The organism is Thalassotalea sp. HSM 43 (assembly GCF_004752005.1).
Lineage (GTDB): Bacteria > Pseudomonadota > Gammaproteobacteria > Enterobacterales > Alteromonadaceae > Thalassotalea_A.
The window spans coordinates 1,008,876-1,031,916 of the sequence record NZ_CP038493.1; the positions used below are offsets into that span (position 1 = coordinate 1,008,876).

At 43.4% G+C, this 23,041-nt stretch carries 28 protein-coding genes and 1 riboswitch; of the genes, 15 read left to right on the top strand and 13 right to left on the bottom strand.

What is annotated here, in order from left to right:
- Positions 1-3 precede the first annotated feature (3 nt).
- The 3 genes from napA to E2K93_RS04130 are packed head-to-tail and all read left to right on the top strand — an operon-like array spanning position 4 to position 3,597.
- Positions 4-2,499, top strand: a complete 2,496-nt coding sequence (gene napA, locus E2K93_RS04120) for a nitrate reductase catalytic subunit NapA (protein ID WP_135437879.1) — start codon at positions 4-6, stop codon at positions 2,497-2,499.
- 9 nt (positions 2,500-2,508) lie between these two features.
- Complete coding sequence (locus tag E2K93_RS04125) at positions 2,509-3,000, top strand: nitrate reductase cytochrome c-type subunit (RefSeq protein WP_135437880.1); 492 nt, start codon at positions 2,509-2,511, stop codon at positions 2,998-3,000.
- Positions 3,001-3,009: 9 nt separating this feature from the next.
- Entirely contained in the window at positions 3,010-3,597 is a 588-nt protein-coding gene (locus tag E2K93_RS04130) for a cytochrome c3 family protein (RefSeq protein ID WP_135437881.1), read from the top strand.
- 302 nt (positions 3,598-3,899) lie between these two features.
- Here the strand turns inward: E2K93_RS04130 and E2K93_RS04135 are convergent, their stop codons facing one another.
- Together E2K93_RS04135 and glp are read right to left on the bottom strand one after the other, a co-directional pair.
- Positions 3,900-4,436, bottom strand: coding sequence for a hypothetical protein (locus E2K93_RS04135; RefSeq protein WP_135440398.1), 537 nt, complete (start codon positions 4,434-4,436; stop codon positions 3,900-3,902).
- 125 nt (positions 4,437-4,561) lie between these two features.
- Positions 4,562-5,803, bottom strand: a complete 1,242-nt coding sequence (gene glp / locus E2K93_RS04140; RefSeq protein ID WP_135437882.1) for a gephyrin-like molybdotransferase Glp — start codon at positions 5,801-5,803, stop codon at positions 4,562-4,564.
- A gap of 226 nt (positions 5,804-6,029) precedes the next feature.
- Here glp and E2K93_RS04145 point away from each other — a divergent pair, with 226 nt between their 5' ends.
- The 10 genes from E2K93_RS04145 (at position 6,030) to modC (ending at position 13,578) form a co-directional block, all read left to right on the top strand.
- On the top strand, positions 6,030-7,235 hold the full coding sequence (locus tag E2K93_RS04145) for an alginate export family protein (RefSeq protein ID WP_135437883.1): 1,206 nt from the start codon (positions 6,030-6,032) through the stop codon (positions 7,233-7,235).
- Positions 7,236-7,417: 182 nt separating this feature from the next.
- A riboswitch (molybdenum cofactor riboswitch) is annotated at positions 7,418-7,576 on the top strand.
- Complete coding sequence (moaA, locus tag E2K93_RS04150) at positions 7,563-8,534, top strand: GTP 3',8-cyclase MoaA (RefSeq protein WP_135437884.1); 972 nt, start codon at positions 7,563-7,565, stop codon at positions 8,532-8,534. (Overlaps the previous riboswitch by 14 nt.)
- A gap of 38 nt (positions 8,535-8,572) precedes the next feature.
- A complete protein-coding gene (gene mobA, locus E2K93_RS04155) occupies positions 8,573-9,172 on the top strand; it encodes a molybdenum cofactor guanylyltransferase (RefSeq protein WP_135437885.1) in 600 nt (199 codons plus the stop codon).
- 22 nt (positions 9,173-9,194) lie between these two features.
- Positions 9,195-9,734 carry a molybdenum cofactor biosynthesis protein B gene (gene moaB, locus E2K93_RS04160; protein ID WP_135437886.1) on the top strand — a complete coding sequence of 180 codons (540 nt, stop codon included), beginning with the start codon at positions 9,195-9,197 and terminating at the stop codon, positions 9,732-9,734.
- Between the two features lie 2 nt (positions 9,735-9,736).
- Positions 9,737-10,216: a cyclic pyranopterin monophosphate synthase MoaC gene (gene moaC / locus E2K93_RS04165; protein WP_135437887.1), complete on the top strand. Its 480-nt coding sequence runs from the start codon at positions 9,737-9,739 to the stop codon at positions 10,214-10,216.
- Positions 10,217-10,222: 6 nt separating this feature from the next.
- On the top strand, positions 10,223-10,483 hold the full coding sequence (gene moaD / locus E2K93_RS04170; RefSeq protein WP_228445492.1) for a molybdopterin converting factor subunit 1: 261 nt from the start codon (positions 10,223-10,225) through the stop codon (positions 10,481-10,483).
- A gap of 1 nt (position 10,484) precedes the next feature.
- On the top strand, positions 10,485-10,940 hold the full coding sequence (moaE, locus tag E2K93_RS04175) for a molybdopterin synthase catalytic subunit MoaE (RefSeq protein WP_135437888.1): 456 nt from the start codon (positions 10,485-10,487) through the stop codon (positions 10,938-10,940).
- On the top strand, positions 10,934-11,776 hold the full coding sequence (gene modA / locus E2K93_RS04180) for a molybdate ABC transporter substrate-binding protein (protein WP_135437889.1): 843 nt from the start codon (positions 10,934-10,936) through the stop codon (positions 11,774-11,776). The genes moaE and modA overlap by 7 nt, the downstream gene beginning before the upstream one ends.
- Positions 11,777-11,791: 15 nt before the next feature.
- A complete protein-coding gene (gene modB / locus E2K93_RS04185; RefSeq protein ID WP_135437890.1) occupies positions 11,792-12,481 on the top strand; it encodes a molybdate ABC transporter permease subunit in 690 nt (229 codons plus the stop codon).
- On the top strand, positions 12,481-13,578 hold the full coding sequence (gene modC / locus E2K93_RS04190) for a molybdenum ABC transporter ATP-binding protein (protein WP_135437891.1): 1,098 nt from the start codon (positions 12,481-12,483) through the stop codon (positions 13,576-13,578). Before modB ends, modC begins: the two co-directional genes overlap by 1 nt.
- Before the next feature lie 70 nt (positions 13,579-13,648).
- Here modC and rmf read toward each other — a convergent pair whose 3' ends face one another.
- The gene (rmf, locus tag E2K93_RS04195) at positions 13,649-13,822 is read right to left on the bottom strand and encodes a ribosome modulation factor (RefSeq protein ID WP_135437892.1); all 174 of its coding nucleotides are present in this window, start codon (positions 13,820-13,822) and stop codon (positions 13,649-13,651) included.
- A gap of 381 nt (positions 13,823-14,203) precedes the next feature.
- A complete protein-coding gene (locus tag E2K93_RS04200; protein ID WP_135437893.1) occupies positions 14,204-14,416 on the bottom strand; it encodes a DUF3820 family protein in 213 nt (70 codons plus the stop codon).
- Positions 14,417-14,506: 90 nt separating this feature from the next.
- On the opposite strand from E2K93_RS04200, the gene msrA reads away from it, so the two are divergent.
- Positions 14,507-15,049, top strand: coding sequence for a peptide-methionine (S)-S-oxide reductase MsrA (gene msrA, locus E2K93_RS04205; RefSeq protein ID WP_135437894.1), 543 nt, complete (start codon positions 14,507-14,509; stop codon positions 15,047-15,049).
- 145 nt (positions 15,050-15,194) lie between these two features.
- On the opposite strand, the gene E2K93_RS04210 is transcribed toward msrA, so the two are convergent.
- From E2K93_RS04210 to E2K93_RS04220, 3 genes are all read right to left on the bottom strand, one after another.
- Positions 15,195-16,043, bottom strand: a complete 849-nt coding sequence (locus E2K93_RS04210) for a tetratricopeptide repeat protein (RefSeq protein WP_135437895.1) — start codon at positions 16,041-16,043, stop codon at positions 15,195-15,197.
- Positions 16,044-16,129: 86 nt separating this feature from the next.
- Positions 16,130-16,630, bottom strand: a complete 501-nt coding sequence (locus tag E2K93_RS04215; RefSeq protein WP_135437896.1) for an LURP-one-related/scramblase family protein — start codon at positions 16,628-16,630, stop codon at positions 16,130-16,132.
- 154 nt (positions 16,631-16,784) lie between these two features.
- Positions 16,785-17,105 (bottom strand): hypothetical protein, encoded by a 321-nt coding sequence (locus E2K93_RS04220; RefSeq protein WP_135437897.1) that lies wholly within the window; start codon positions 17,103-17,105, stop codon positions 16,785-16,787.
- A gap of 80 nt (positions 17,106-17,185) precedes the next feature.
- Between E2K93_RS04220 and E2K93_RS04225 the strand changes: the two genes are divergently transcribed.
- Entirely contained in the window at positions 17,186-17,527 is a 342-nt protein-coding gene (locus tag E2K93_RS04225) for a DUF2750 domain-containing protein (protein WP_135437898.1), read from the top strand.
- Between the two features lie 107 nt (positions 17,528-17,634).
- On the opposite strand, the gene E2K93_RS04230 is transcribed toward E2K93_RS04225, so the two are convergent.
- From E2K93_RS04230 to E2K93_RS04255, 6 genes are all read right to left on the bottom strand, one after another.
- Positions 17,635-18,453, bottom strand: coding sequence for a class GN sortase (locus tag E2K93_RS04230; protein ID WP_135437899.1), 819 nt, complete (start codon positions 18,451-18,453; stop codon positions 17,635-17,637).
- A gap of 13 nt (positions 18,454-18,466) precedes the next feature.
- Positions 18,467-20,719: a marine proteobacterial sortase target protein gene (locus E2K93_RS04235; protein ID WP_135437900.1), complete on the bottom strand. Its 2,253-nt coding sequence runs from the start codon at positions 20,717-20,719 to the stop codon at positions 18,467-18,469.
- Positions 20,720-20,843: 124 nt separating this feature from the next.
- Positions 20,844-21,173, bottom strand: a complete 330-nt coding sequence (locus E2K93_RS04240; protein WP_135437901.1) for a hypothetical protein — start codon at positions 21,171-21,173, stop codon at positions 20,844-20,846.
- On the bottom strand, positions 21,173-21,709 hold the full coding sequence (locus tag E2K93_RS04245) for an RNA polymerase sigma factor (protein ID WP_135437902.1): 537 nt from the start codon (positions 21,707-21,709) through the stop codon (positions 21,173-21,175). Before E2K93_RS04245 ends, E2K93_RS04240 begins: the two co-directional genes overlap by 1 nt.
- A gap of 15 nt (positions 21,710-21,724) precedes the next feature.
- Complete coding sequence (locus E2K93_RS04250; RefSeq protein ID WP_135437903.1) at positions 21,725-22,072, bottom strand: DUF6249 domain-containing protein; 348 nt, start codon at positions 22,070-22,072, stop codon at positions 21,725-21,727.
- A gap of 141 nt (positions 22,073-22,213) precedes the next feature.
- A complete protein-coding gene (locus E2K93_RS04255) occupies positions 22,214-22,669 on the bottom strand; it encodes a hypothetical protein (RefSeq protein ID WP_135437904.1) in 456 nt (151 codons plus the stop codon).
- Positions 22,670-23,041 lie beyond the last annotated feature (372 nt).

The window sequence follows — 23,041 nt, forward strand, 5'->3', positions numbered from 1 at the left end:
ACCATGAAACTCAATCGTCGTGAATTTATTAAAGCAAATGCGGTAGCCGTTGCTGCTGCTACGGCCGGTATCGCGGTTCCAGCCAGTGCCTCTAATTTAATCACCAGTTCAGACTTAACCAAGTTAAAGTGGGACAAAGCGCCTTGTCGTTTCTGTGGCACGGGTTGTAGTGTCAACGTCGCCACTATGGACGGTAAGGTCGTTGCGACTCATGGTGATATTAAATCGCCGGTGAATAAAGGCCTTAACTGTGTGAAAGGTTACTTCCTGTCTAAAATCATGTACGGCAAAGACCGTTTGACTCAGCCATTGCTGAGAATGAAAAATGGCAAGTACGACAAAAATGGTGATTTTACCCCTATCGAATGGGATCAAGCCTTCGATATTATGGCGGAAAAAGCCAAAGCAGCGCTGAAGAAAAATGGCGAGAACGGTGTCGGTATGTTCGGCTCCGGACAGTGGACCATTATGGAAGGTTACGCCGCTGCAAAATTGTATAAGGCAGGTTTCCGCTCCAACAACATTGACCCGAATGCCCGTCACTGTATGGCATCTGCGGTTGTTGGCTTTATGCGTACCTTTGGTATTGATGAGCCGATGGGTTGTTATGATGATATTGAAAACGCCGATGCCTTCGTTCTGTGGGGCTCAAATATGGCGGAAATGCACCCTATCCTTTGGACTCGAGTGACCGACCGTCGTTTAAGTGCACCGCATGTTAAAGTCGCTGTACTGTCTACTTTTGAGCATCGCAGCTTTGAACTTGCAGATAATGGCATGGTGTTTGTTCCACAAACTGACTTAGCGATTCTTAACTATATCGCCCATTACATTATTGAAACCGATCGCGTAAACAAAGACTTTGTTAATAAACATACCAATTTTAAAATTGGTAATGCGGATATCGGTTATGGCTTACGTCCAGAGCATCCGCTAGAGAAAAAAGCCAAAAATGCCACAAAAGCTGGTGGCTCAAAACCAATTACGTTTGACGAATATGCTAAGTTCGTTAGCAAGTATACCGCCGAGTATGTATCGAAGCTATCAGGTGTCTCTGTCGACAAGTTAAAAGAATTAGCTGAGATGTATGCTGATCCAAATACCAAGGTTACTTCGTTTTGGACTATGGGCTTCAATCAACATACCCGTGGTGTTTGGGCAAATAACTTGGTTTACAACATCCATTTGTTAACCGGTAAGATTTCCACTCCGGGTAATAGCCCGTTTTCACTGACCGGCCAACCATCGGCGTGTGGTACGGCACGTGAAGTTGGTACCTTCGCGCATCGATTGCCAGCAGATATGGTTGTAAATAACCCTGATCATCGTAAAAAAGCCGAGAAACTTTGGAAACTGCCTCCGGGCACCATCAACCCTGAACTGGGTTATCATGCGGTATTGCAAAACCGTATGCTTAAAGATGGTAAAACCAACTTTTATTGGGTTCAGGTAAACAACAACATGCAAGCGGCAGCGAACATGAATGAGGAAGGTTACCCTGGCTATCGTAACCCAGACAACTTTATTGTGGTGTCAGACCCCTACCCAACGGTAACTGCGCAAGCAGCGGATTTGATACTACCAACGGCAATGTGGGTAGAAAAAGAAGGTGGCTATGGTAATGCCGAGCGCCGTACCCAATTGTGGTATCAACAAGTACCACCACCTGAAGGTGCCCACTCTGACTTATGGCAGCTGGTCGAGTTTTCCAAACGCTTTAAAGTGGAAGAGGTATGGCCGGCAGATTTGATTGCCAAGCAACCTGAGGTGAAAGGTAAAACGCTATTTGACGTATTGTTTGCTAATGGTCAAGTGGATAAGTTTAAACTGGATGAGATCCCTGATGACCGACTTAATGACGAAGCACGTTACTTTGGCTTCTACCTGCAAAAAGGCTTGTTTGAAGAGTATGCGTCATTTGGCCGTGGTAAGGCTCATGATTTAGCACCATTTGAACGATACCATGAGGAGCGCGGTTTGCGTTGGCCTGTGGTTAACGGCAAAGAGACGTTGTGGCGTTTCAAAGAAGGCAGTGACCCATACGTTGAAGCGGGTACTGACTTCCAATTTTATGGTCACAAAGACGGCAAAGCCATTATCTTCGCCCTACCGTACGAGCCACCAGCGGAAGTACCTGATGGTGAATTTGATTTATGGTTATCAACTGGACGAGTGCTTGAGCATTGGCATTCAGGCTCGATGACCCAACGTGTTCCTGAACTGTATAAAGCGGTACCAGATGCCGTGGTGTATATGCATCCAGAAGATGCGCAAAAACGCGGGTTCCGTCGTGGCGACTTGGTAAAAATCGTGTCTCGACGTGGTGAAGTGCAAACCCGAGTTGAAACCCGAGGTCGTAATAAACCGCCAGTTGGTTTGGTATTCATGCCGTGGTTTGATGCAAGTCGTTTGGTCAACAAGGTTACCTTGGATGCCACCGACCCAATGTCAAAAGAAACCGACTTTAAAAAATGCGCTGTTCGCATCGAGAAGGCTTAAGGAGGCAGTATGAAACGTTCAAAACTCACGTTCACCGGCTTAGGCTGCGTATTGGCTTTTTTGGCCTTATTTGCAACCGCCAATGAAATAGCAACGTTGCGAGACGCAACCGCTCTTGACACTCAACAAAAGCCTGAGATTATTCCAAAGGTTAACAACGATGATGTCAGACGCAGTCGTGCCTATCCGATGCAACCGCCATTAATACCGCACAAAATTGACAACTATCAAGTCGATCTTAACGTCAATAAGTGTATGTCCTGTCATTCAAGAAACAGGACAGAAGATTCACAAGCGCCTATGGTAAGCGTAACCCACTACATGGACAGAGACGGCAATTTTCTTGCAGAAATATCACCAAGACGTTATTTCTGTAATCAATGCCACGTGGTTCAATACGACACAAAAGCGCTGGTAGAAAACCAGTTTGTTGATATGAACAAACTGATACAGGCAAAACAATTAGAAAGTAGTAAAAAAGACGGCGACACAAATGACTAAGGATGTGCTATGAAAGATACTATTATGCGTATTTGGCACACTCTCAAGCGTCCGAGTGTGCATTACAGTCTAGGTACTTTAGTAATCGGTGGGTTTGTTGCTGGCATCATATTCTGGGGTGGTTTTAATACCGCGTTAGAAGTCACCAATACAGAGGAATTCTGTACTGGTTGCCATGAGATGAGTGACAATGTCTACCAAGAACTGAAACCGACCATTCATTTTACCAATCGCTCCGGTGTTCGGGCAACGTGTCCCGATTGCCATGTGCCGCATAACTGGACAGATAAAATTGCCCGAAAAATGCAAGCATCTAAAGAGGTTTGGGGTAAGATTTTCGGTACCATAAGTACCCGTGAAAAGTTTCTTGCGAAGCGGCGAGAACTTGCCGAACATGAGTGGGCTCGACTCAAAGCCAATGATTCATTGGAATGTCGAAACTGTCACAACTTTGATTATATGGACTTTACCGCACAAAGTAGCCGAGCGTCTGACCAACATTCGACCTCGTTAGCTAGCGGCGAGAAAACCTGTATTGATTGTCATAAAGGCATTGCTCACGAGCTGCCTGACATGCAAGGTGTCGAAGGGTTTTAGTACCGACTTTATTGATCATGTGGTTTAGTATCCAGCTATAAGGCTAATGTATATAAAACCTAGATACATATAGCTTAGATACATAAACCATAGATACATAAAGCTCAGGTACAAAAAGCAAGAGCCTATGACGTAACAGTCAATGTTTGATAAAACGCAAAACGCCAGAGATGCTCTGGCGTTTTTTTATGTCTGCTTTATATACTTGTTTATGCCGCTTTCTTGTGCTGCTTTGCTAGTGTCGCTTTAACTGCTCGTTTAACAACGTTAGCGGCTTAACTAGGCAACCAAAGACCAGCCTATCACTTAAAAATGACTTTCTTGTTAGAACGGGTATAACTTCTCGATTCAGAAGGTGTCCATTCATCATTTTTAAAATATGCGGTACTGACCGTTAATTTATCCTTTTCAAGCACACTGGTTGAACGTACTTTGGTAATACCGTCATCATTACCCGTTACGTCCTCATAAGCAATAAAACTGTTATCACTGACGATTTCAATGTAGCCCTGAGTATAAAAATCAGCGGTGGTGAAGTAATAAAATACCACCTTTTGCTTTTCTTTATCCCAAAATATCAATGACTCACCGCCATACACGCCATCATTAATGGAGTGCAAGGTACGAATCGCTTTGCCATTTAATGCTCGCTCCCAATGAGCAACATCAACCACACTGGGTTTGCCATCTACAGATTCAAATACCGCCTCCCAGTTACCAAGATATTTGCCAAACAAAGTTAACTTTTCATCAAGTTGTTGTTCTTGCTCTTGCGCTTGCGTTTGCGTAACAGGGGTTATCATTAACAATAAAAAGACGCTGGTAATTAGATATTTCATCATATTGTTTTCTCTTCTCGTTTAGGCTCAGCATTGGTTGTTTTGGTTGCTTATGGTGAATCGTTATCAATGCCTAAGCCAGTATATTAACCTTAAGTTTGGCAAATTATGAAAAACTTGCAATATCAGCAGCTTAACAAGGAATCGAATGGCTCTACCCAAACCTTTTCACCCGCACTTATCCGCCCTTGTTGGCGCGCTAAAATAATGAAACAATTGGCGTTGGAAATACTTGATAATATGCCCGAGCCTTGTGAGCCGGTGCTGTCAACAACAATGTCGCCATCATCGTTTACCATCCAAACAGCCCGCTGAAATTCCATGCGACCTGGTGACTTTTTTAGATCATGTAAACAGGTGGCTAAAAACTTAGCACGTTGACGTTGTGGCTTACCTTGCATTTTTTCAATGCCAGCCAAAGCGAGTTGATACAAGGTAATCGTCGCCGATACGGGATTGCCCGGCAAACCAAAAAAGACACTGTCAGATAAGCGTCCAAACGCTAATGGTTTACCTGGTTTCATGGCGATTTTCCAAAAATCTATCTGTCCGAGTTCTGCTAATATATCTTTGGTGTAATCTGCTTCACCAACGGACACGCCACCGCTTGAAATTACGATATCGGCCATCTGATCAGCCTGTAAAAAGGCTTGGCGCAAGGCGTCTTTATCATCGGGGACGATGCCAAAATCAATCACCTCGACCGCTAATTTGTTTAGCATTGCTTTTAGGACAAACCGATTGGTTTCATAAATATCGCCATCTTTGAGCTCACTACCGGGTGTTTTTAGCTCATCGCCCGTGGCGATTAACGCCACCTTTAGCGGACGATACACGCTCACACTGGCAACACCAATTGACGCTAATAAGCCAATATCTGCAGGGCCTAAGCAATGTCCAGAGTCGAATATTTGACTGCCATGGGCTATGTCCTCACCAGCTAGGCGTACGTTACGCCCTTTCGCTGGTAACGTATCTATGCGCAGTTTGCCATTATCGTGCTGCGTATGCTCTTGCATCACCACAGTATCGCAATCGGCAGGCATTTTACCGCCGGTCATTATACGTACACATTGGCCAAAGCCGACATCCCCATTGAATGGCTCGCCGGCAAAAGAGTGGCCGACAACATCAAGCTCTACGGCGCTGTTTAAATCCATGTGCCAAACGAAGGCATAACCATCCATGGCTGAATTATTGTGAGGCGGTACAGCCATAGTCGCCAACACCGGCTTAGCCATCACTCGACTTGCTGCTTGCTCTATTGCGATGTCTTCAATCTCAATGACGGGCTTAACAATATCAAGCAACATGTTTTTTGCTTGTTCAAATTCCAGTAGTCCTGGAACCGCACATGAATCACTCATTTATATCTACAACCTTTATAAAACGCGTTTATATCTTCTGTTATCTACTCTATTGAAGATTAGCAACATTACAACCCCTTTGTTAATCAGGTGTTACATTAATGTTGCTACTCATTGATCAGAATCAACTAAACTTAGTGTGCGATGCAATAGAATCAACAGCGACAAAACAAATAATAACGATTTATTGCAAATTAATAAGCCCAATAGTCCGAGGAAACTGCTTATGAAATATCAAAAGCTTTTACCACTGAGTGCCGCTGTACTTGGCCTTAGCACTAGTTTTTATGCCAATGCTGATTTAGGCGACAAAATCAGCAAAGCCGTTAAAGACAGTAAAGTTGATGTAAACTTAAGATATCGAGTCGAGTCGGTCGATGAAGACGGCAAAGATGAGGATGCGCTTGCATCTACGTTAAAAAGTAGGCTCACCGTGACCACAGGTAAATTTGCCAACTTTTCGGCCAAAGTCGAAGTAGATGATGTCACCAACATTGGCGATGACGCGTTTAACTCAACCGTCAATGGCAAAACCGACTACCCTGTCGTCGCCGATCCAGACGGCAGTGAAATCAATCAAGCCTTTGTGCAATACAGTAATAAAATACTTACCGTCAGTGGTGGCCGTCAGCGTATCGTACTTGATGATCAACGTTTTGTTGGTGGTGTTGCTTGGCGTCAAAATGAACAAACCTTCGACGGTTACCGAGTACAATTCAGCCCTTTTAAACGCTTAAAACTTGATGGCAGTTATGTGTACAACGTAAACCGAATATTTGGCGAAGATAGTGCCAATTCCGATTACCATGGCGATATCTACTTACTTAATGCTAAGTTCAATTTCAATAAAAAACATAGCATTACGGGGTACAACTACTACCTTGATTTTGACAACGCTGCAACAGCGTCAAGCAACACCATAGGTGCTTTGTATCAAGGGCAAGTCGATATCGGTGGCCTTGGCTTGATGTTAAAGTTTGCTGCGGCAACCCAAGAAGATGAAGGTGACAATCCAAACAACTATGAAGCGGATTATTATCTCGCACAAGTGGCTGCCAAACTTGGCAGCTTTACCGTCACCCTAGGTCAAGAATCGTTAGGCAGCGACAATGGCGTTGGCTTTAGTACACCATTAGCGACATTACACGCGTTTCAAGGTTTTACCGATAAGTTCTTGAATACCCCCGCTGATGGTGTAGTAGATACTTATATCAAGGCGTCGACCAAGTTTGCAGGTTTTGGTTTGGCTGCCGGTTACCACATTCTTGAAGCTGATTCAGGCAATGACGAATACGGCGATGAAATTAATTTCACAGCCTCATATGGCATTAATAAGCACTATTCAGTGTTGGTTAAAGCGGCACAATATAATGCCGATGACTTATCAACGGACACCACCAAACTTTGGTTGATGTTGAGTGCCGCTTATTAGTCGCAACTGAATCAAAACTCAGCCAATAATTGATCCGTACTTAGTTACAAGACTCAAATTAATACGGCCAATGAATTTTTAATTGGCCGTTTTTTATAAGCTAACTTATCGTTTCACAAGGCATTTTTGTGCATCATAATTTGGTGTATTTTGCGATTTGGTGTTAACCTTAAGTGACACATGTAATACAAACACGCCGAGCCTTGCACGCTAACCCTGACTATCAGGTATGGGTGTCTGGCCGTAGCCAAGCATGATATTTCGTTATGTTTTCGCTGCCAGGGTCAAAAGGGAAACCGATTGGCCTCCCGACTTTGGAAAGGTGAAATGTTAAAAGACGTATTTGGCCGCAGATTTTATTATCTGAGGCTATCCATAACCGATGTATGCAACTTTCGTTGCGAATATTGTTTGCCTGATGGTTATCAGTGTGAGCATGATCGCCAATTCCTGACCCTTGATGAAATCTCTCGAGTCGCTCGTGGCTTTGCCCGTTTAGGCACAGAAAAAATCCGCATAACCGGCGGTGAACCGGCGTTGCGCAAAGATTTACCGCAAGCAATAGAGCTGTGTAAACAAACATCCGGTATTAATACTGTGGCGTTGACCACCAATGGCTTTAATATGCAAAGCCAATATCGACATTGGATGGATGCTGGCCTAGATGCCCTGAATGTTTCTATTGATTCATTTGACCCACGCCAATTCGCCGCGATTACGGGCAAAGATAAGCTCGACAGTATTATGTCAGCCATTGATAACGCCTTGTGCGATGGCTTTCAACAAATAAAAATCAATACCGTTTTAATGCGCGAGTATAATGGTCACGATTTACAGCAGTTTTTTCGTTATGTTAAAGACAAGCCAATCAGCTTACGTTTTATCGAATTAATGCAAACCGGCGATAACCGCGATTTTTATAATGCCCAACATGTCAGTGGTCAGCACATCAAAAATCAACTGTTAGTCAATGGGTGGATACCGCAAGTCCGTGCTAAAACAGCAGGCCCTGCGGAAGTGTATCAACACAGTGATTATCAAGGCTCAATCGGCCTTATCATGCCATATGACAAAGACTTTTGTGCAACCTGTAACCGACTTCGCGTGTCCAGCTTAGGTAATTTACATTTATGTTTATTTAGCGAACAAGGGTTACCTATTCGTCAATACCTACAAACTGATGACACCCGTGAATTTGAACAAAACTTAGTAGCACTCTTGCAGGATAAAAAAATAAGTCACTTACTGCATGACGGTTTGACCGGTGCGACCAAGCATCTGTCTATGCTGGGCGGTTAGTAGCAAAAGCGAGTAAATTAGGATGGAAGTTTAATAGCATGGAATTTCAATACGAATGCCTTGGTGTCGTCCTTGCTGGCGGTCAATCACAGCGCATGGGGCAAAATAAAGCCTTATTAAACCTTGAAGATAGTACGCTAAAACAACGCAGTGTTAATCTATTACAACAATGCGGCGTCGACAAAGTCGTGGTATCCGGCGCAAACAGCGGCGGAGCGCCTGATTTGATCAGCAACGCCGGCCCGCTTGGCGGCATTTATTCGATCATCAACACCTATCGACCAGCAAGCATATTGGTCTTGCCCGTTGATATGCCAATGATGGACGCCAAGCATTTGCAACAACTACGAATTAAAGGTGCATTGGCCAACAAGATCAGTTATTTCAATGAAAGCGCACTACCGGCGTACATTCCCGTTAGTGCACCATTTATTGACTTTCTCAATGATAGCTTTGCCCATGGCCAGTTTAAAGCGAACAGTAAAGCGCCCTCATTAAGACAAGCATTTTCAAAAGCCAGCAGTCAATCTATCGCTCTACAAGATGGCAAACTATTGTTTAACACCAATACGCCACAAGAGTTTGAGCAGGCAAAAAAAATGCTTGGTAAATCCGCCTTTTCTAGGCCAATAGAATAAAACAAGAACAAGGACAAAGCGTATGTCTTCTCATGCGAGCGAACAATTTACAGCACTTAACATTGCCGTTTTAACGGTATCAGATACCCGCAATGAACAAACCGACACCTCGGGCAAAGCCCTAGTCGACAGGTTAGAGCGCGCCGGTCACACATTGGCCGCTAAAACCATCGTCAAAGATGATGTATATCAACTAAGAGCCGCCGTTTCGAACTGGATAGCCGATGATAATATCCACGTTATTATCTCAACAGGTGGCACAGGTTTTAGTCAACGAGACAATACCCCCGAAGCGATAAGTGTGTTATTTGATAAAGCCGTTGAAGGCTTTGGCGAGCTGTTTCGCTATATCTCATATAAAGAAATTGGCACCTCGACCATTCAATCAAGAGCCTTTGCTGGCATGGCTAATAAAACCGTCATTTTTTGTGTACCAGGCTCAACCAACGCATGTAAAACCGCATGGGACAAAATCATAGCGGAACAATTGGATGCAGAGCATAAACCTTGTAATTTTGCACCGCATTTAAATTTGTCTGATGCCTGTCAAACGCGAGGTTAACCATGGCAGAGCTAAGTCATTTAAATCAGCAAGGCGAAGCCAACATGGTCGATGTTAGTGCTAAGCCTATCAGTGCGCGTGAAGCGCGAGCAGAAGCGTATATCAGTATGAGCGAACAAACGTTACAACTGATCAGTAAAGGTGAGCACCGCAAAGGCGATGTGTTTGCTGTCGCTCGAATTGCCGGTATTCAAGCGGCAAAGAAATGCAGTGATTTGATCCCTTTATGCCACCCTTTGATGTTGTCCAAAGTACAAGTGGATTTTCAAATTCTGCCTGAAACCAATCAAGTACGGATCGAAACCATGTGCCGCCTAAGTGGCCAAACAGGCGTAGAAATGGAAGCACTTACCGCTGCCAGTGTTGCTGCTCTGACCTTATTCGATATGTGTAAAGCGGTTGATCCCGCGATGGTGATCGATGGCACTCGGGTTTTGGAAAAGCAAGGCGGCAAAACCGGCCATTGGCAAGCTCAGCCGTAGGAGAAGATGATGATCATTGATGTGTTATTTTTTGCCGCAGTAAGAGAATCATTGGATTGCCCACAACTGCAACTCGAGCTAGGCGATGAACAACAAACCTTGCAGCAAATAAAGCAACAATTGGCGCAACGTGGCGAGGCTTGGCAGAAAGTATTTAATGACCGTAATTTAATGCAAGCGGTTAATCAGGTAATGGTTAATGACGACAGTCTGGTCATAAATAGCGGTGATACTTTGGCTTTCTTTCCACCGGTCACGGGTGGCTAGTATGGCTAATATCATTATTAAAGTGCAACAACAAGACTTTGATTTTGCCTCAGAAGTTGATATTTTAGAGGCGCATAACCAGAGCGATGGCGCACTGGTTACTTTTGTCGGTCGAGTCCGCAACAACAATGACGGCGAACAAATCAGTCAATTGACCTTGGAGCATTATCCAGGCATGACAGAACAATGTTTGCAGCACATAGCCGAGCAAGCGTGCCAGCGTTGGCAGCTAGGTCGCATTACCATCATTCATCGCGTTGGCGACTTAGCGGTAGGTGACAAAATTGTTTTTGTTGGCGTCACCAGCAAACACCGAAAAGATGCCTACCAAGGCAACGAATTTATAATGGATTATCTCAAAGTAAACGCGCCATTCTGGAAAAAAGAAAACACATCCCGCGGTGAACGCTGGGTAAGTGCCAAACATTCAGATAATCAAGAGGCTAATAAATGGTAACCATTAGGTTATTGTTATTGTGTATCGCAACCTTTGCTAGTACCCACAGTATCGCTTTCAACAACGACACACTCAGAGTGGCGAGCTCCGCCAATTTTGCCAAACCCGTAGAAGCATTGTTGGCCGAATTTGCCAAACAACATCCACATCGACCAATGATCTCTGTCGCATCGACTGGCGTGCTGTATCAACAGCTGCGCCATGGTGCACCGTTTGATATATTTTTCGCTGCGGACATTCGTCGCCCGCAATTATTAGAGCAGCAAGGCCTGATTGAAGAGCATCATCGAAAAACATACGCAATAGGCCAAATAGCGCTTTGGTCCAATACCCAAAAAGGGCCTATTAGTTTAGCCGATTTACAAGATTACAAAGGCCGAATCGCCATGGCGGCGCCCCATCTTGCCCCCTATGGTAATGCCGCCAAACAAGTGCTGGTTAAGCGAAATTTATGGCGATACTTTCATCAACAGTTAATAACGGGCAACAACATTAATCAAACCTATCAGCAGACACTGACAGGCGCCGTCGACTACGGATTTATCTCTTACTCGCAGCTGCTCACATCGACGCAAGGAAATGGCGTATTGATTGATAACAGCCTGCATACGCCGTTAGAACAACAGGTAGTAGTATTAAAAAATGCCGCTAACCTCGAATTGGCGCGTAAGTTTTATCAATATGTGCTGTCAGAACAAGGTCAGAAAATTATTGCCGATTTTGGTTATTTAACTGCTGACAAGGCCACCGATGCTGTACCTGTTAGCGATCAAGCTGATTCGTTACCACCGAATAACGGCACAAAACCAGCAACACAAACAAAAAAAACACAATAAAAGGTCGAGCTTGGTTTGGATTATTACAATGAATGGCTAGCCCTAGCCACAACCCTAAAATTGGCAGCAATAACCACCATTATATTGGTGATTATTGGTACGCCATTGGCATGGTGGCTGGCACAAATGCAGTCACGCTTTAAGGTGATACTGGAAGCCTTAGTCGCCCTACCATTAGTCTTACCACCAACGGTGTTAGGCTTTTATCTACTCTTACTATTTTCGCCTAATTACGCCACAGGTTCGTTTTTACAATCCCTTACGGGCTCGTCATTGGCATTTTCTTTTACCGGTATTGTCATTGGCTCAATCATTTATTCTCTGCCGTTTGTGGTGCAACCATTACAAAAAGCTTTTGAACAGTTAGGTGATACTCATATTGAAGCGGCCACTATGCTCGGTGCAGGCCCTTTAGACAGGTTTTTTAATATTGTCGTGCCAATGACCAAAGCAACCTTTATCACCGCTGCTAGCCTCGGTTTCGCCCATACAATCGGAGAATTTGGTGTGGTGTTAATGATAGGTGGCAATATTGAAGGCGAAACGCGGGTTTTATCCATCGCCCTATTTGATCAGGTCGAAGCGATGAATTACCAGACGGCGCATTATTTAGCCGGCGGGTTATTAGTTGGTTCACTGCTATTGCTGGCGTTTATCTACCTGTTAAATTACCGTGCTGAACGCAAGATTAAGGTGGCCAACTAATGTTAGCTATTGATATATCGCTCAGCTATCCAGGCTTTAAGCTCGATTTTGCCCAGCACATCAAGGTTGATGGCATAACCGGTATTTTAGGTCATTCTGGATCCGGTAAAACCAGCTTATTACGCATAATCTCGGGCCTTAATAATGACGCAGATGGGCAGATAACTTTTTCTGATCAAGTCATGCAAGATGACTCGACATTTATCGCCGCCGACAAAAGACAGATTGGCTTTGTGTTTCAAGACGCCCGCCTGTTTCCACATCTAAATGTCGAACAAAACCTGGCATTTGCATTAAAGCGCAGCCGAAATAAAGGCTTATCGCTGGCTACAATCAGTAAACTGACCAAAATCGACGCCTTGTTATCACGCAGTGTCGATAAACTGTCTGCCGGAGAGAAGCAACGTGTTGCCTTAGCCAGAGCTCTGTTGAGTGCCCCTAAACTCTTGCTTTTAGATGAACCGTTAAGCTCGCTCGATAACAAGAGTCGTGGGGAAATGATCACCCTGTTAAAAGACATCCACCAGCAATTGTCTCTACCCATGCTATATGTCAGTCATAGCGTTGCTGAGATCCAACAATTGGCGGATGACGTGTTGGTCATGGAACAAGGCAAAGTGATTCAAATGGGCCATGTGCATCACGTTATTAATCAACTTGATCAATCAATTGCCTCATCATTTAGCCAGCAAACATCGTTGTCACTTAAAGTTCAGCAGCATTTAATAAACTTTGGTTTAACACAGTTGGCATTGATTGATGACAACAGCCATGATCAACAGGGCCGAAAACAGCACATCAATCTATTTAGTAACGTTATCAATCAGCCATTAGGCAGCTTTACCCGCGCCTATGTCATGGCAAGTGACATCTCGATTACGTTAGAAAAATCTGAGAACAGTTCAATTAACAATATTATTGCCGGTAACATTAGTGAAATTCGTCGCTTGAGTCGCAACCTTGCGCTGGTTTATGTCGACGTATTGAGCAACCGATTTGCGGTAAACATTTCCCGCTACTCGGTCGAAAAGTTGAATTTGCAGATTGGTTCAGAGGTTTATATTCAATTTAAAGCCTCGGCGATAAGGCATTTATAAATCCTTGTCGACAGACAAATAAAAATGCCCTCAATTGAGGGCATTTTTATTTGAATTCGTTACCTTAGTTTTACTTGAATAATCCCAAATTTCGATCGTTAATCGCTTCACGCCAGCCGCCTAGCCATTGCATTTTTGCTTCTTCCGTTTGGTAAGGACAATTATCTCTTTGTTTCCCGGCAAGACCTGCCTGGTAGCCATTAGAATGAGCTCGTTCTAGACGATCACGCTTCTGTCTTTTCATAAATGATTCCTCTATTATTTGAAGATCAGCGGTTACAGGGACACCGCTTGGAAGTGGTCGAAATTACTGCGTCGACATATCTAATATAGACGTATTTAAAACTCCGACGCAAGCCCTTTTATGTAATCAAAGAGACGAAAATTGTTGCCATTGATTACAATAATTTATGATTTTTTGTTGATATTTATTGATTATTCACCCGTTTTAATTGCACTAAAGCCTTAAAAACGTCATTTATCTGTAATAAAAACATCACGTTAAATTGATAGGGTGAAATGTTTAAAACAAGACTTTTAACCTCAGTGCGCCAAGATACATCATAAAAAACTATTAAAAAGATGGTTTTACATCTAAAAATATCTACAAAAGTACCGATATAGATTAATCTTTAAGCAATGGCATTAACATCGACTCTAAGCCGTTAACTTTAACTTCATGAATAAGCGCCAATTGTTGGCCAAGTTTGCCGTTAGGAAAACCTTTACCGTTAAACCAAACCAAATAAGGCTCAGGTAATAACAAAAGTTTACGACCTGCGTACTTGCCAAACGGCATTGTCGTATTAATCGCGTCGAGTAAAGCTTGTTGATTCATATAGTCCAAAGAGTTAAACGCAAAATGAATGCGCTAATATAAAGGTTTCATCGTATGATTAATATAACAGCATTAATTTAAGAGACACAAATGACCACGGTTTTATCGAAAGCCTATCTTGCGGGCGGTTGCTTTTGCTGTATTGAAGCACCTTTGATTCGACTTAAAGGTGTACATCATGCCATCTCCGGATACATGGGTGGGCACGTAGCCAACCCAAGTTATCGTGACATTTGCTCTGGTCGTTCTGGCCACGCGGAAGTCGTAGAAGTAGCCTATGACCCTAGCATCATAGGTTTTGCAGAGTTATTGCAGGTATTTTTTACCGTTCATGATCCAACACAACTCAATCGCCAAGGTAACGATGTTGGTAGTCAATATCGCTCTGCTATATTCCCTATTGATAACGAGCAACAGGTAATGGCGGAAAAGATGATTAAAGAACTCGATAACAATGGGGTTTTAAACAGCAGCATTGTTACCACTATCGAACCATTACAAACGTTTTACCCAGCTGAGAATGCACATCAAAGCTATTTTGATAACAACCCATATCAGCCTTACTGCCAGATAATTATCGCCCCTAAGTTACAAAAATTTGCGCACCTGTTTAGTGACAAACTAAAACCTTAAGTTGATACAACAAGCTGTTAATTTAAGCTGTTAATTTAAGCTGTTAATATAAGCATTTATATAAAGCGCGACCATAAAAAACCCTCTAACCATAACGGCAGAGGGTTTGTAATATACGCGCTAAATCTGCCGCGTCGATAAACCGCTAGTACATCATCGCAAAGAGTTTGCGACGATAGGTTGTCGCCAATTTGTCGCCTTCAGCGAGTCCGGCGATAACATCGAGCATTAATTTTTTACTGTCAGCATCACTTGAGTCCCCGAGTAACAAGCTATAAAGCAATTGCAATGCTTCTTCTTGGCGATTCACTTGAGAATATTGTACCGCCAATTCACGCTTTATCTCGACGTTATCAGGTTGCTCCAGCACCTTTTTCTCCAGTGCTTGAATTTCCGGTGAATTTCCGGCTTTTTCAGCCAATTCAAGTTTTGACATCAATGATTGATAGTAAGAATCTTGATCAACCATTAGAACACTTTCAAGCAATGCTTTGGCTTGTTCTAGCTTACCGACTTGAATAGAAACATCAGCGAACGCTTTAGTAATATCCGCACGCTTGTCATCCAACGCTTTGGCTTGGGTCAAGGCCGATAACGCCTCGCCTATTTGTCCTTGTTCAAGTGCCTGCAAGCCATTTGCCAATAATGTATCTTCTGGCTTAGGTAAAAACTTGGCAAGAAACTCATCAAGTTGTTGTTCTGTCTGAGCACCGGCAATACCATCGACTGGTTGGCCTTGCTTTACCATAACCGCCGTAGGTAAAGACTGAATACCAAACTGTTGCGCAATCGCTTGTTGAGTTGCACAATCAACGGTAGCCAACGTAATAAATTGTTCAAAACCCGTTAACTTGCGAGCTAACATATCTCTTAGCTCAATACTCTCTGGCATCTGTTCGGCAAAAAAGTCGACTAATACCAATTTTTTTTGTGATTCTTCTAACACCACTTGCTGAAAATTCTCTGGGGTCAGAGCAACGGTTGCTTGTGTCATATGTGTTCTCGTTAAATTAACTCTTATCTATAAAATGTGGGTATACCAGGCAAATTACAAGGGACGCTGAATCAATCGCGCAATTGTTAACCATCATCGCCGGTGTGATGAATCGCATCGATAACAATCACAATAGCCAGGGCGATAGCGCTAAAGTCATCGTTTTCTACTTCAAGACCATAACAATCCGTCATCGAAAACCAACTTTTACTGACTTGCGCCAATTGCTGCTCTTGCTTTTGCTGCTGCTCCGTAAATTGATATTCGTGGCTGAGGAAATTGCCCATGATAGTCACTTCTCGATCATCAAAGTCGGCGACAAAACGTGACTTAAACAGCGGTGTGAACATCTTTCTCACGCGTATGTTTAGTCCGTCATTGAAAGTGATAAAAAATGTTGGCCGAAATGCCATTAGCTTTTGCTTAATCTGAGCTAATTCTCGACCTTGCGCATCAAACAAGGTAAAACGTTTGCCAATCGAGAAAAGCTTACCGCTAACTTGGTAAGCGACTTGCTCATTTTCATCGGTTACCTTGAAGTTTTCGGCAAGGGAAAACAGCTTTTGTTGTAATTGAAATCTTTTCATATCAAATTATTATCGACCATTATTATTGGGGCTATCGTCATTAACGCTTTCGTCATTAACGCTTTCGTCATTAAGGCTTTAGTCATAAACGCTTTAGTCATAAACGCTTTAGTCATTAAAGTTATGGATATCACTCACGCTATGGTTGGTTATCTCACTGGCTAAGTAGTTCATCGATGTAGGCACACCATTTTTCACTACCGCGCGCCGGAATGCCTTGCTTACCGCGAATCCCCAGTTTAAATTCAACCACAGACATCCATTCATCCGAGCCGACATCTGGGCCATGGCCTTGGCCATCACCGCTGCTGATGATTTTATCGACCTGCTGATACCAGCTTGGCGTACACAACAGCGCGGGTTGTGCTTGTTGTATAGGTTGTGTTGGCTGGCAAGCACTCGATAATAAAATCAGCATAAACAACAGCACCATCAAGCCTAGTGAATTGCCACCATTACGAGAAAACTTTTGCATTAATAACATAGCTCTAAAGTAATTGTTTAAGTTTTTTATTACAATATGGGTAACCATAGCAAATAACGATCTGGACAACCATGACTGAACAAGACCTGGATACCTACTTAGATACCATTAACGAAGAACAACGTCTTTATGCCTTAACAACCAGTGAGGGTGATTGGGTCGTATGTGACTCGGATCAGGACTTCAACGATGTAATGCCTTTATGGGCGGATGCTGAACAAGCAAAAAGCTTTTGTGTCGAACAATGGCAGGATTATCAAGTAGGCGAAATTTCGCTTGAGCAATTTCTTGAAGAATGGGTTGGCGATCTTAATGAAGACAATGTCGGTATTGGCATGAACTGGCGTCTCGATCAAGTTGGCTTAGAACTCAACGCCATCGATTTCGCCAAGCTGTTAGTTAAGGCGCTTTAGTTTAGGCCCTGTAGTTAAGGTCCTTTAGTTAAGGCCCTGTAGTTAAGGCTCAGCAGCCAAGGCTCTGTAGTCAACAGAGCCTTAACGACAACTTCCTATACCTCATCTTAAAAGTGCCGCGGTTGGCTACGAATACGTTGGTCAAAACGGTTCCAAGCCAACTGCTGTTGCGATGCAACGCTACCCTGCACAGGTTCAGCCTCGATAACATAGCGCAATGACGTATTTGCATCGGTGCTATCAAATGGATAGCAGGTTATTAATAACAAGCCATCATGATCGCCTAAGTAAAGTTGCTGGTGCTCAATATCAACGATGCGAATATCGGTAATTTGATAGGCGTATTTATCTCCGGCTAAGTCTTGTAAAAGCACAGGTTCCGACGGGTTCAGGTGCTGTAAGGCATTAAAGTGGGTATCTCGATGGGCGCTTATCACAACCGTACCCGCCTCACCAGGTTTAGCCGCTTGACCATGTAAACCAGGTGCAAAAGCCAATTCCTGCCCGGAATCCCCAGCCAAGACGATATGTTCAACCTGCAAGCTTGGCAAAATCAACTTGGCGATTGGCAATGAATCAAACCAAGGCCACGGTTTATGCTGGTTTTCTGTATCACTTTTCTGCCATGCTTTTTGCAGTAAATATTGTGCGGCATACGCCTTGGCATGGATGTAAAAACTATTGCCGATAAACGCCAAGGCCATAACAAATATCAGCCAACGAATATAAGGGCGATTAGATGACACTGCGCTCGCTGTTGCCTGCTTGGTTTTCTTTGCCCTTGTATGAGCTGTTGTATGAGCTGTTGTATGGGCTGTTGTATCCGCGCTTGTGCTCGAGTTTGCGTTTGTTTGATTGCGGTCACTCGCGTCATTTTCAGTGCTAAGTGTTAATGAGCGAATATCGACGACGGGTTGATATTTCATATTCCTGCCCTCCTTAATTTTGTTGGTTATCGCTGGTATCTATATGGTCTCGCTTAAAACGGTCACGACATCGCAACGACAGTTGCCATAATGCGCAGATCAGCAGTAATAACAGGCCCGTTTGTAAGTGCCGAGCAGACATGGTTGCCGTTTGCCCAATCGATAATGGCATTTGCGTCGCACTGGGCTTGTTTGTGTTTGGCGTTTTGCTATCGGCTAACGTTGAACCATGCGGCATGGCGTTGGCTACGTTTTTCTGATGCAAAATATCTTGCATCGCTCTCGCCGGCGTATGATCAACCGCTACAAAGCTGGTGTATTTGCTCATTAAGCGATTATCTAAGGCCAAAAGGGTGATGTCATCGACTAACGCTTGGCGCTCGGTTTGCGAACTGGTGCGTAGTTTTTGATACTCTAATTGTTTGATTTTTTGCCTTGCCCACCAGGTTTTAATACCGCTGTGTGGTTGCCCTGTTATGGTATTGAGTGATTGTTGCCATTGTTGCTCAGCAACTTTACCCGACACTTCTATATGTTGCGCAGCGGTTTCACCGACAGGCCAACGCACACTTACCAACAATGGTTGGCCCATATAGACATCAGCAACCTTATTTGGAAACATGCCATGCGGTTGAGTTGGCCATTGAATATTGATATCTGTTAATTGCGGCTGATTTAAGCGACTCAATAAAGTCTGCATTTGTGTTTGCACTTCACTGATGTCACCAATATAGGTGTAACTGCCACGGCCAAGTTCGGCGCTGCGTTGCATAAAATAGCTATTGGGAGCACTGCCGATACCTACCGTATGTAAGCGGGCATCCGCTAACGAATTATTGATAGCGAGGAACAATTGTTGTTCATTACCAATTGCGCCATCAGTGATAAACACAATTTGACGTAACATGTTATCCAGTACCGGCATATGCATTGCGGCATTGAGCGCCGGCAACATTTCGGTACCACCATCGGCTTGTAAAGATTGAACAAAGCGTTGCCCATATTGAATATTGGCATGTGTTGCGTATTGAGGCGTACCGTATAAAGCGCGCATACTGGAATCAAACTCAATGACATTAAATCGGTCAGCTGCCGTCAATTGCGATAACGCAAACGCTAAGGCCTGTTTGGCTTGTTCCATTGAACGCCCGCCCATTGACCCCGATGTATCGATGATATAAATCATTTCCTTGGCAATATGGTTGTGTGAGGCGGCAATTTTCGGTGGCATAAACATCAACAAGCCATACTGATAGTTATCATCTTGCTCAGTAAATAATGCCGCCCTGACCATACTTGCATCGGATAGCTGCCAACGTAAAACAAAGTCTCTGTCCATGGCAACCTGTTGTTGCTGTAGGCTAATCTGATAGGCATTGTCGGCGTTATAATCTTTTTGCTGAGTGATAAGGTGATATTGGCTGTTGATCTTATCCAGCGGTAAACCTTGATTTAAATAAACGTTTATTTTTGCCGATTGCCCTGCTCCCTTGTGCTCCTGTGGCGGAGTGATGCGTGAGGCGTCAGTTACCTGATTATTATCAAGTGCCCAACCACTGCCTGATTGCGCAGCCAAAGGTTGCAACTGCTGCGCTTGCAATTGTTGTTCAATGTCGTGCTGGTATTGTTGCTCAGCCTGGTCTTTAAACTGCTGGGGAATGTATCTAGGGGTGATGGTTAATGGCAACCGTAAAGCGAAATGACTGTCTTGCAGCTGCAGTTGTTGCAAAAAGCTGATTTCAATTTCTATTGATTCTCCCGGTGGAATGTTGGCCACTGAGGTGGTAAAAAGATTGGCTCGCTCTTGTTCAAGCAACGCCGCTTTTTTACCTTGCTGCTTAGCTTGTTGATAGATGATTTTCGCCTGCTTTCGCGGTTTAATTTCCGACTTAATAATGCGCTCGCCAATACGCATCTGCATATCATCGACTGCGACACCATCTTGTAATGGAAACACATAAATCGCCTCAGCCCATTGTTTAGATGGGTTTTCAAATGACTGTTTTAAGGTGATTCGCGCCATCATGCCAGTCACATTAACGGTATAGTCACTGTTACTGATGATGCCTACTTGATAGCCTTGCGGCTGCTTGAGAAACATGGTGCCCGAGCTAATCGCGTTATAATCAATAGTCGGTTCAAATGATGTTTGATTGACGCTCGCATTGGCAATATGACTGAACACTAATGCGCTGCCAAACATTAGATAACATAGCCATGCTAATGCATTGTTGAGTTGAATTTTTGCGGTGGATTTTACACTCATAACATATCTCCATTAAGTTATAAGTGCAGTAAAACAATAAACCCTGACCTTTCTGCAAAGCCAAAGTGACAAGTCAGAGATTAATTATGACCAATTATGACATGCCAGTATTTATCGCGAGCAATCAGGCAAAATCATCTTTGATAAATAGAAACGTCAAGGCCAATACAAATACCGGGATAAGCGACCAAAGATCCGCTTGGTTTAGATTTAACGCCGCCAGCGGTGTAAAACTAATCGACTGATTAATCTCAGTTAACGTTGTTGCTAAGCCTTGCATTGGTAAAAACAATAACAAAGACAACAAGGCTAAAACCAAACTTATGGTTAACACCTTTACTCGGTATTGCTGCATTTGCTGATAACGGTTTACCAGATTATCAACAAAATCATCCGCTTTGAGTGACGGCATAGGTTTGCTTAGCAGTTGTTCTAATTCGGTTTTGTCGTTCATCAGGCAACCCCTTTATAACAAGATGGTATATGTTTCTGCATCGCTTCTTTGCCTCTATTGCAATGCGATTTCACCGTGCCAAGTGGCATGTGTAACAGATCACTAATTTCAGAATGGCTATAACCCAAGGTTAAGTGCATGGTGATCACCGCTCGCTGTGCAACACTCAATGGTGCCATGAGGCGATAGATTAACTGTTCTTGAGCCAGTTGCTCGGTTAATTCGGGACTTTGCTCATCAAGCATGGTTTGCTCATCGATGGCCTGTGCCTCACCGCGTGCTTTAAGCATCTGCAAAAATTGACGATAAGCGATGCGATATAACCAAGACTTAAATGCTTTGACGTTTTGTAGCTTGCCCAATTGTTGATAGGCAATCAACAAACTCTCTTGTGCGATGTCATCAGCCAAAGCGCAATCACCAGCGGTTAATCGCCGACAATAACCACGCAAGTCCGACTGACATGTTGTGACGATGCGGTCAAATGTCTGTCGGTTTTGCGTGCTTTGAAAGTGAGCGATTAAACGTTTAAGCATATATGCCTTATTGTATCAGCTTTTATCGGCGAATCGATACACCAACAAATAGCCAATGCCTATGGTCAACGGAAACATGGCAATACCGGCCATATCCGCATCTGCGGTGCTAATCCATGCATACAAGGCAATACCTACGGCTAATGAGACTAACAGGATGCCACGTTTAAAATCCGCTTTCGGATTACGCTGCACGTGCAGTATTTTTTCGATACTTTCTGGGCTTAATGCTTGACCATTATCCAGAGCTTTTTGAATGGTTTGCTGCAGAGCCATTTTATTTTTATAAGCATAAAATAAAAACAACCAAGCAACGACACCTATGGTCACAAATAATACGATAGGGACTAGTTCTTCCATCATTACATTCCTCTTTTTCTGTAGTGTTATCGTTAAGAGGGATTAAATAATGAAAATGGATGCAGTAAATGAAAATATTTTTACTGCACCCATTGCTACGTTACAACATTGACGTGTGATAGATACCGCTAACAAGCAGTAATATTATACTTCACACTCTTTTTCTTGAGTCTTCCAAACAACCGGATCCCAATATTCGCCAGTCTTTAATTTTGACTTATGCTTACGATTATATTTAGCACCTAAGTAGTATCGCATGTTGGCTTCAACATCGATTTCGATCACTTTATAGTTAAGCATTTCACCGCGTCGACGAGTAAAGTAGCTGTCGGTAATATTTTCCATTACTTTGATTTTATGCTTACCTGGCGACAAAACAAACGAATGGCTATTGCTGCCTACCGGCACGCCATCAATGGTATTGATAACCACATGATACAGTCGCTTTGTTTCTGGCGGGCGCTTGTAAACGCTAACGATGCCACAAGCCGTTGGGTCGAGTGTTTCAGCACTTTCTTGCTCATCAAAAGCTTGGGTGCTAAAAGCCAACATTGGTGCCATAGCCATGGCGATAAATGAGAGTTTTTTACTGGTTTTCATATTTTCTTCCTTAAATGTCACTAAAGCCAAAATGCGATTAGAGCCAATGACTTAACTAATTGCTAACGACTTATAGATAGCCTGCAATTGCCTGACAAACAACCCGCTAACTTTGTCCAAATGTAAGTAAATTTGTCGCCGATTATATAATCGCCTAACAAACCACTGGAACAAGCGGGGTCATTTTCCTTAAAACGCCTATTTCTCATGCTCTGCAGAGCAAAAACACAAATAAATCAAGACGTAACAAACTGTGCACTGTGACACACTTTGTAACCTAACTATAGGAGATAAAATCACCATTACAAACGATAAATCATGTTTTGCAATGAAAAAAAGACGATAACTAGAGGCCGATATCGTCTTTGTTTT

Coding starts and splice junctions, on each gene's coding strand:
- napA (WP_135437879.1), top strand. CDS start 4: ATGAAACTCAATCGTCGTGAATTTATTAAAGCAAATGCGGTAGCCGTT.
- E2K93_RS04125 (WP_135437880.1), top strand. CDS start 2,509: ATGAAACGTTCAAAACTCACGTTCACCGGCTTAGGCTGCGTATTGGCT.
- E2K93_RS04130 (WP_135437881.1), top strand. CDS start 3,010: ATGAAAGATACTATTATGCGTATTTGGCACACTCTCAAGCGTCCGAGT.
- E2K93_RS04135 (WP_135440398.1), bottom strand. CDS start 4,436: ATGAAATATCTAATTACCAGCGTCTTTTTATTGTTAATGATAACCCCT.
- glp (WP_135437882.1), bottom strand. CDS start 5,803: ATGAGTGATTCATGTGCGGTTCCAGGACTACTGGAATTTGAACAAGCA.
- E2K93_RS04145 (WP_135437883.1), top strand. CDS start 6,030: ATGAAATATCAAAAGCTTTTACCACTGAGTGCCGCTGTACTTGGCCTT.
- moaA (WP_135437884.1), top strand. CDS start 7,563: ATGTTAAAAGACGTATTTGGCCGCAGATTTTATTATCTGAGGCTATCC.
- mobA (WP_135437885.1), top strand. CDS start 8,573: ATGGAATTTCAATACGAATGCCTTGGTGTCGTCCTTGCTGGCGGTCAA.
- moaB (WP_135437886.1), top strand. CDS start 9,195: ATGTCTTCTCATGCGAGCGAACAATTTACAGCACTTAACATTGCCGTT.
- moaC (WP_135437887.1), top strand. CDS start 9,737: ATGGCAGAGCTAAGTCATTTAAATCAGCAAGGCGAAGCCAACATGGTC.
- moaD (WP_228445492.1), top strand. CDS start 10,223: ATGATGATCATTGATGTGTTATTTTTTGCCGCAGTAAGAGAATCATTG.
- moaE (WP_135437888.1), top strand. CDS start 10,485: ATGGCTAATATCATTATTAAAGTGCAACAACAAGACTTTGATTTTGCC.
- modA (WP_135437889.1), top strand. CDS start 10,934: ATGGTAACCATTAGGTTATTGTTATTGTGTATCGCAACCTTTGCTAGT.
- modC (WP_135437891.1), top strand. CDS start 12,481: ATGTTAGCTATTGATATATCGCTCAGCTATCCAGGCTTTAAGCTCGAT.
- rmf (WP_135437892.1), bottom strand. CDS start 13,822: ATGAAAAGACAGAAGCGTGATCGTCTAGAACGAGCTCATTCTAATGGC.
- E2K93_RS04200 (WP_135437893.1), bottom strand. CDS start 14,416: ATGAATCAACAAGCTTTACTCGACGCGATTAATACGACAATGCCGTTT.
- msrA (WP_135437894.1), top strand. CDS start 14,507: ATGACCACGGTTTTATCGAAAGCCTATCTTGCGGGCGGTTGCTTTTGC.
- E2K93_RS04210 (WP_135437895.1), bottom strand. CDS start 16,043: ATGACACAAGCAACCGTTGCTCTGACCCCAGAGAATTTTCAGCAAGTG.
- E2K93_RS04215 (WP_135437896.1), bottom strand. CDS start 16,630: ATGAAAAGATTTCAATTACAACAAAAGCTGTTTTCCCTTGCCGAAAAC.
- E2K93_RS04220 (WP_135437897.1), bottom strand. CDS start 17,105: ATGCAAAAGTTTTCTCGTAATGGTGGCAATTCACTAGGCTTGATGGTG.
- E2K93_RS04225 (WP_135437898.1), top strand. CDS start 17,186: ATGACTGAACAAGACCTGGATACCTACTTAGATACCATTAACGAAGAA.
- E2K93_RS04230 (WP_135437899.1), bottom strand. CDS start 18,453: ATGAAATATCAACCCGTCGTCGATATTCGCTCATTAACACTTAGCACT.
- E2K93_RS04235 (WP_135437900.1), bottom strand. CDS start 20,719: ATGAGTGTAAAATCCACCGCAAAAATTCAACTCAACAATGCATTAGCA.
- E2K93_RS04240 (WP_135437901.1), bottom strand. CDS start 21,173: ATGAACGACAAAACCGAATTAGAACAACTGCTAAGCAAACCTATGCCG.
- E2K93_RS04245 (WP_135437902.1), bottom strand. CDS start 21,709: ATGCTTAAACGTTTAATCGCTCACTTTCAAAGCACGCAAAACCGACAG.
- E2K93_RS04250 (WP_135437903.1), bottom strand. CDS start 22,072: ATGATGGAAGAACTAGTCCCTATCGTATTATTTGTGACCATAGGTGTC.
- E2K93_RS04255 (WP_135437904.1), bottom strand. CDS start 22,669: ATGAAAACCAGTAAAAAACTCTCATTTATCGCCATGGCTATGGCACCA.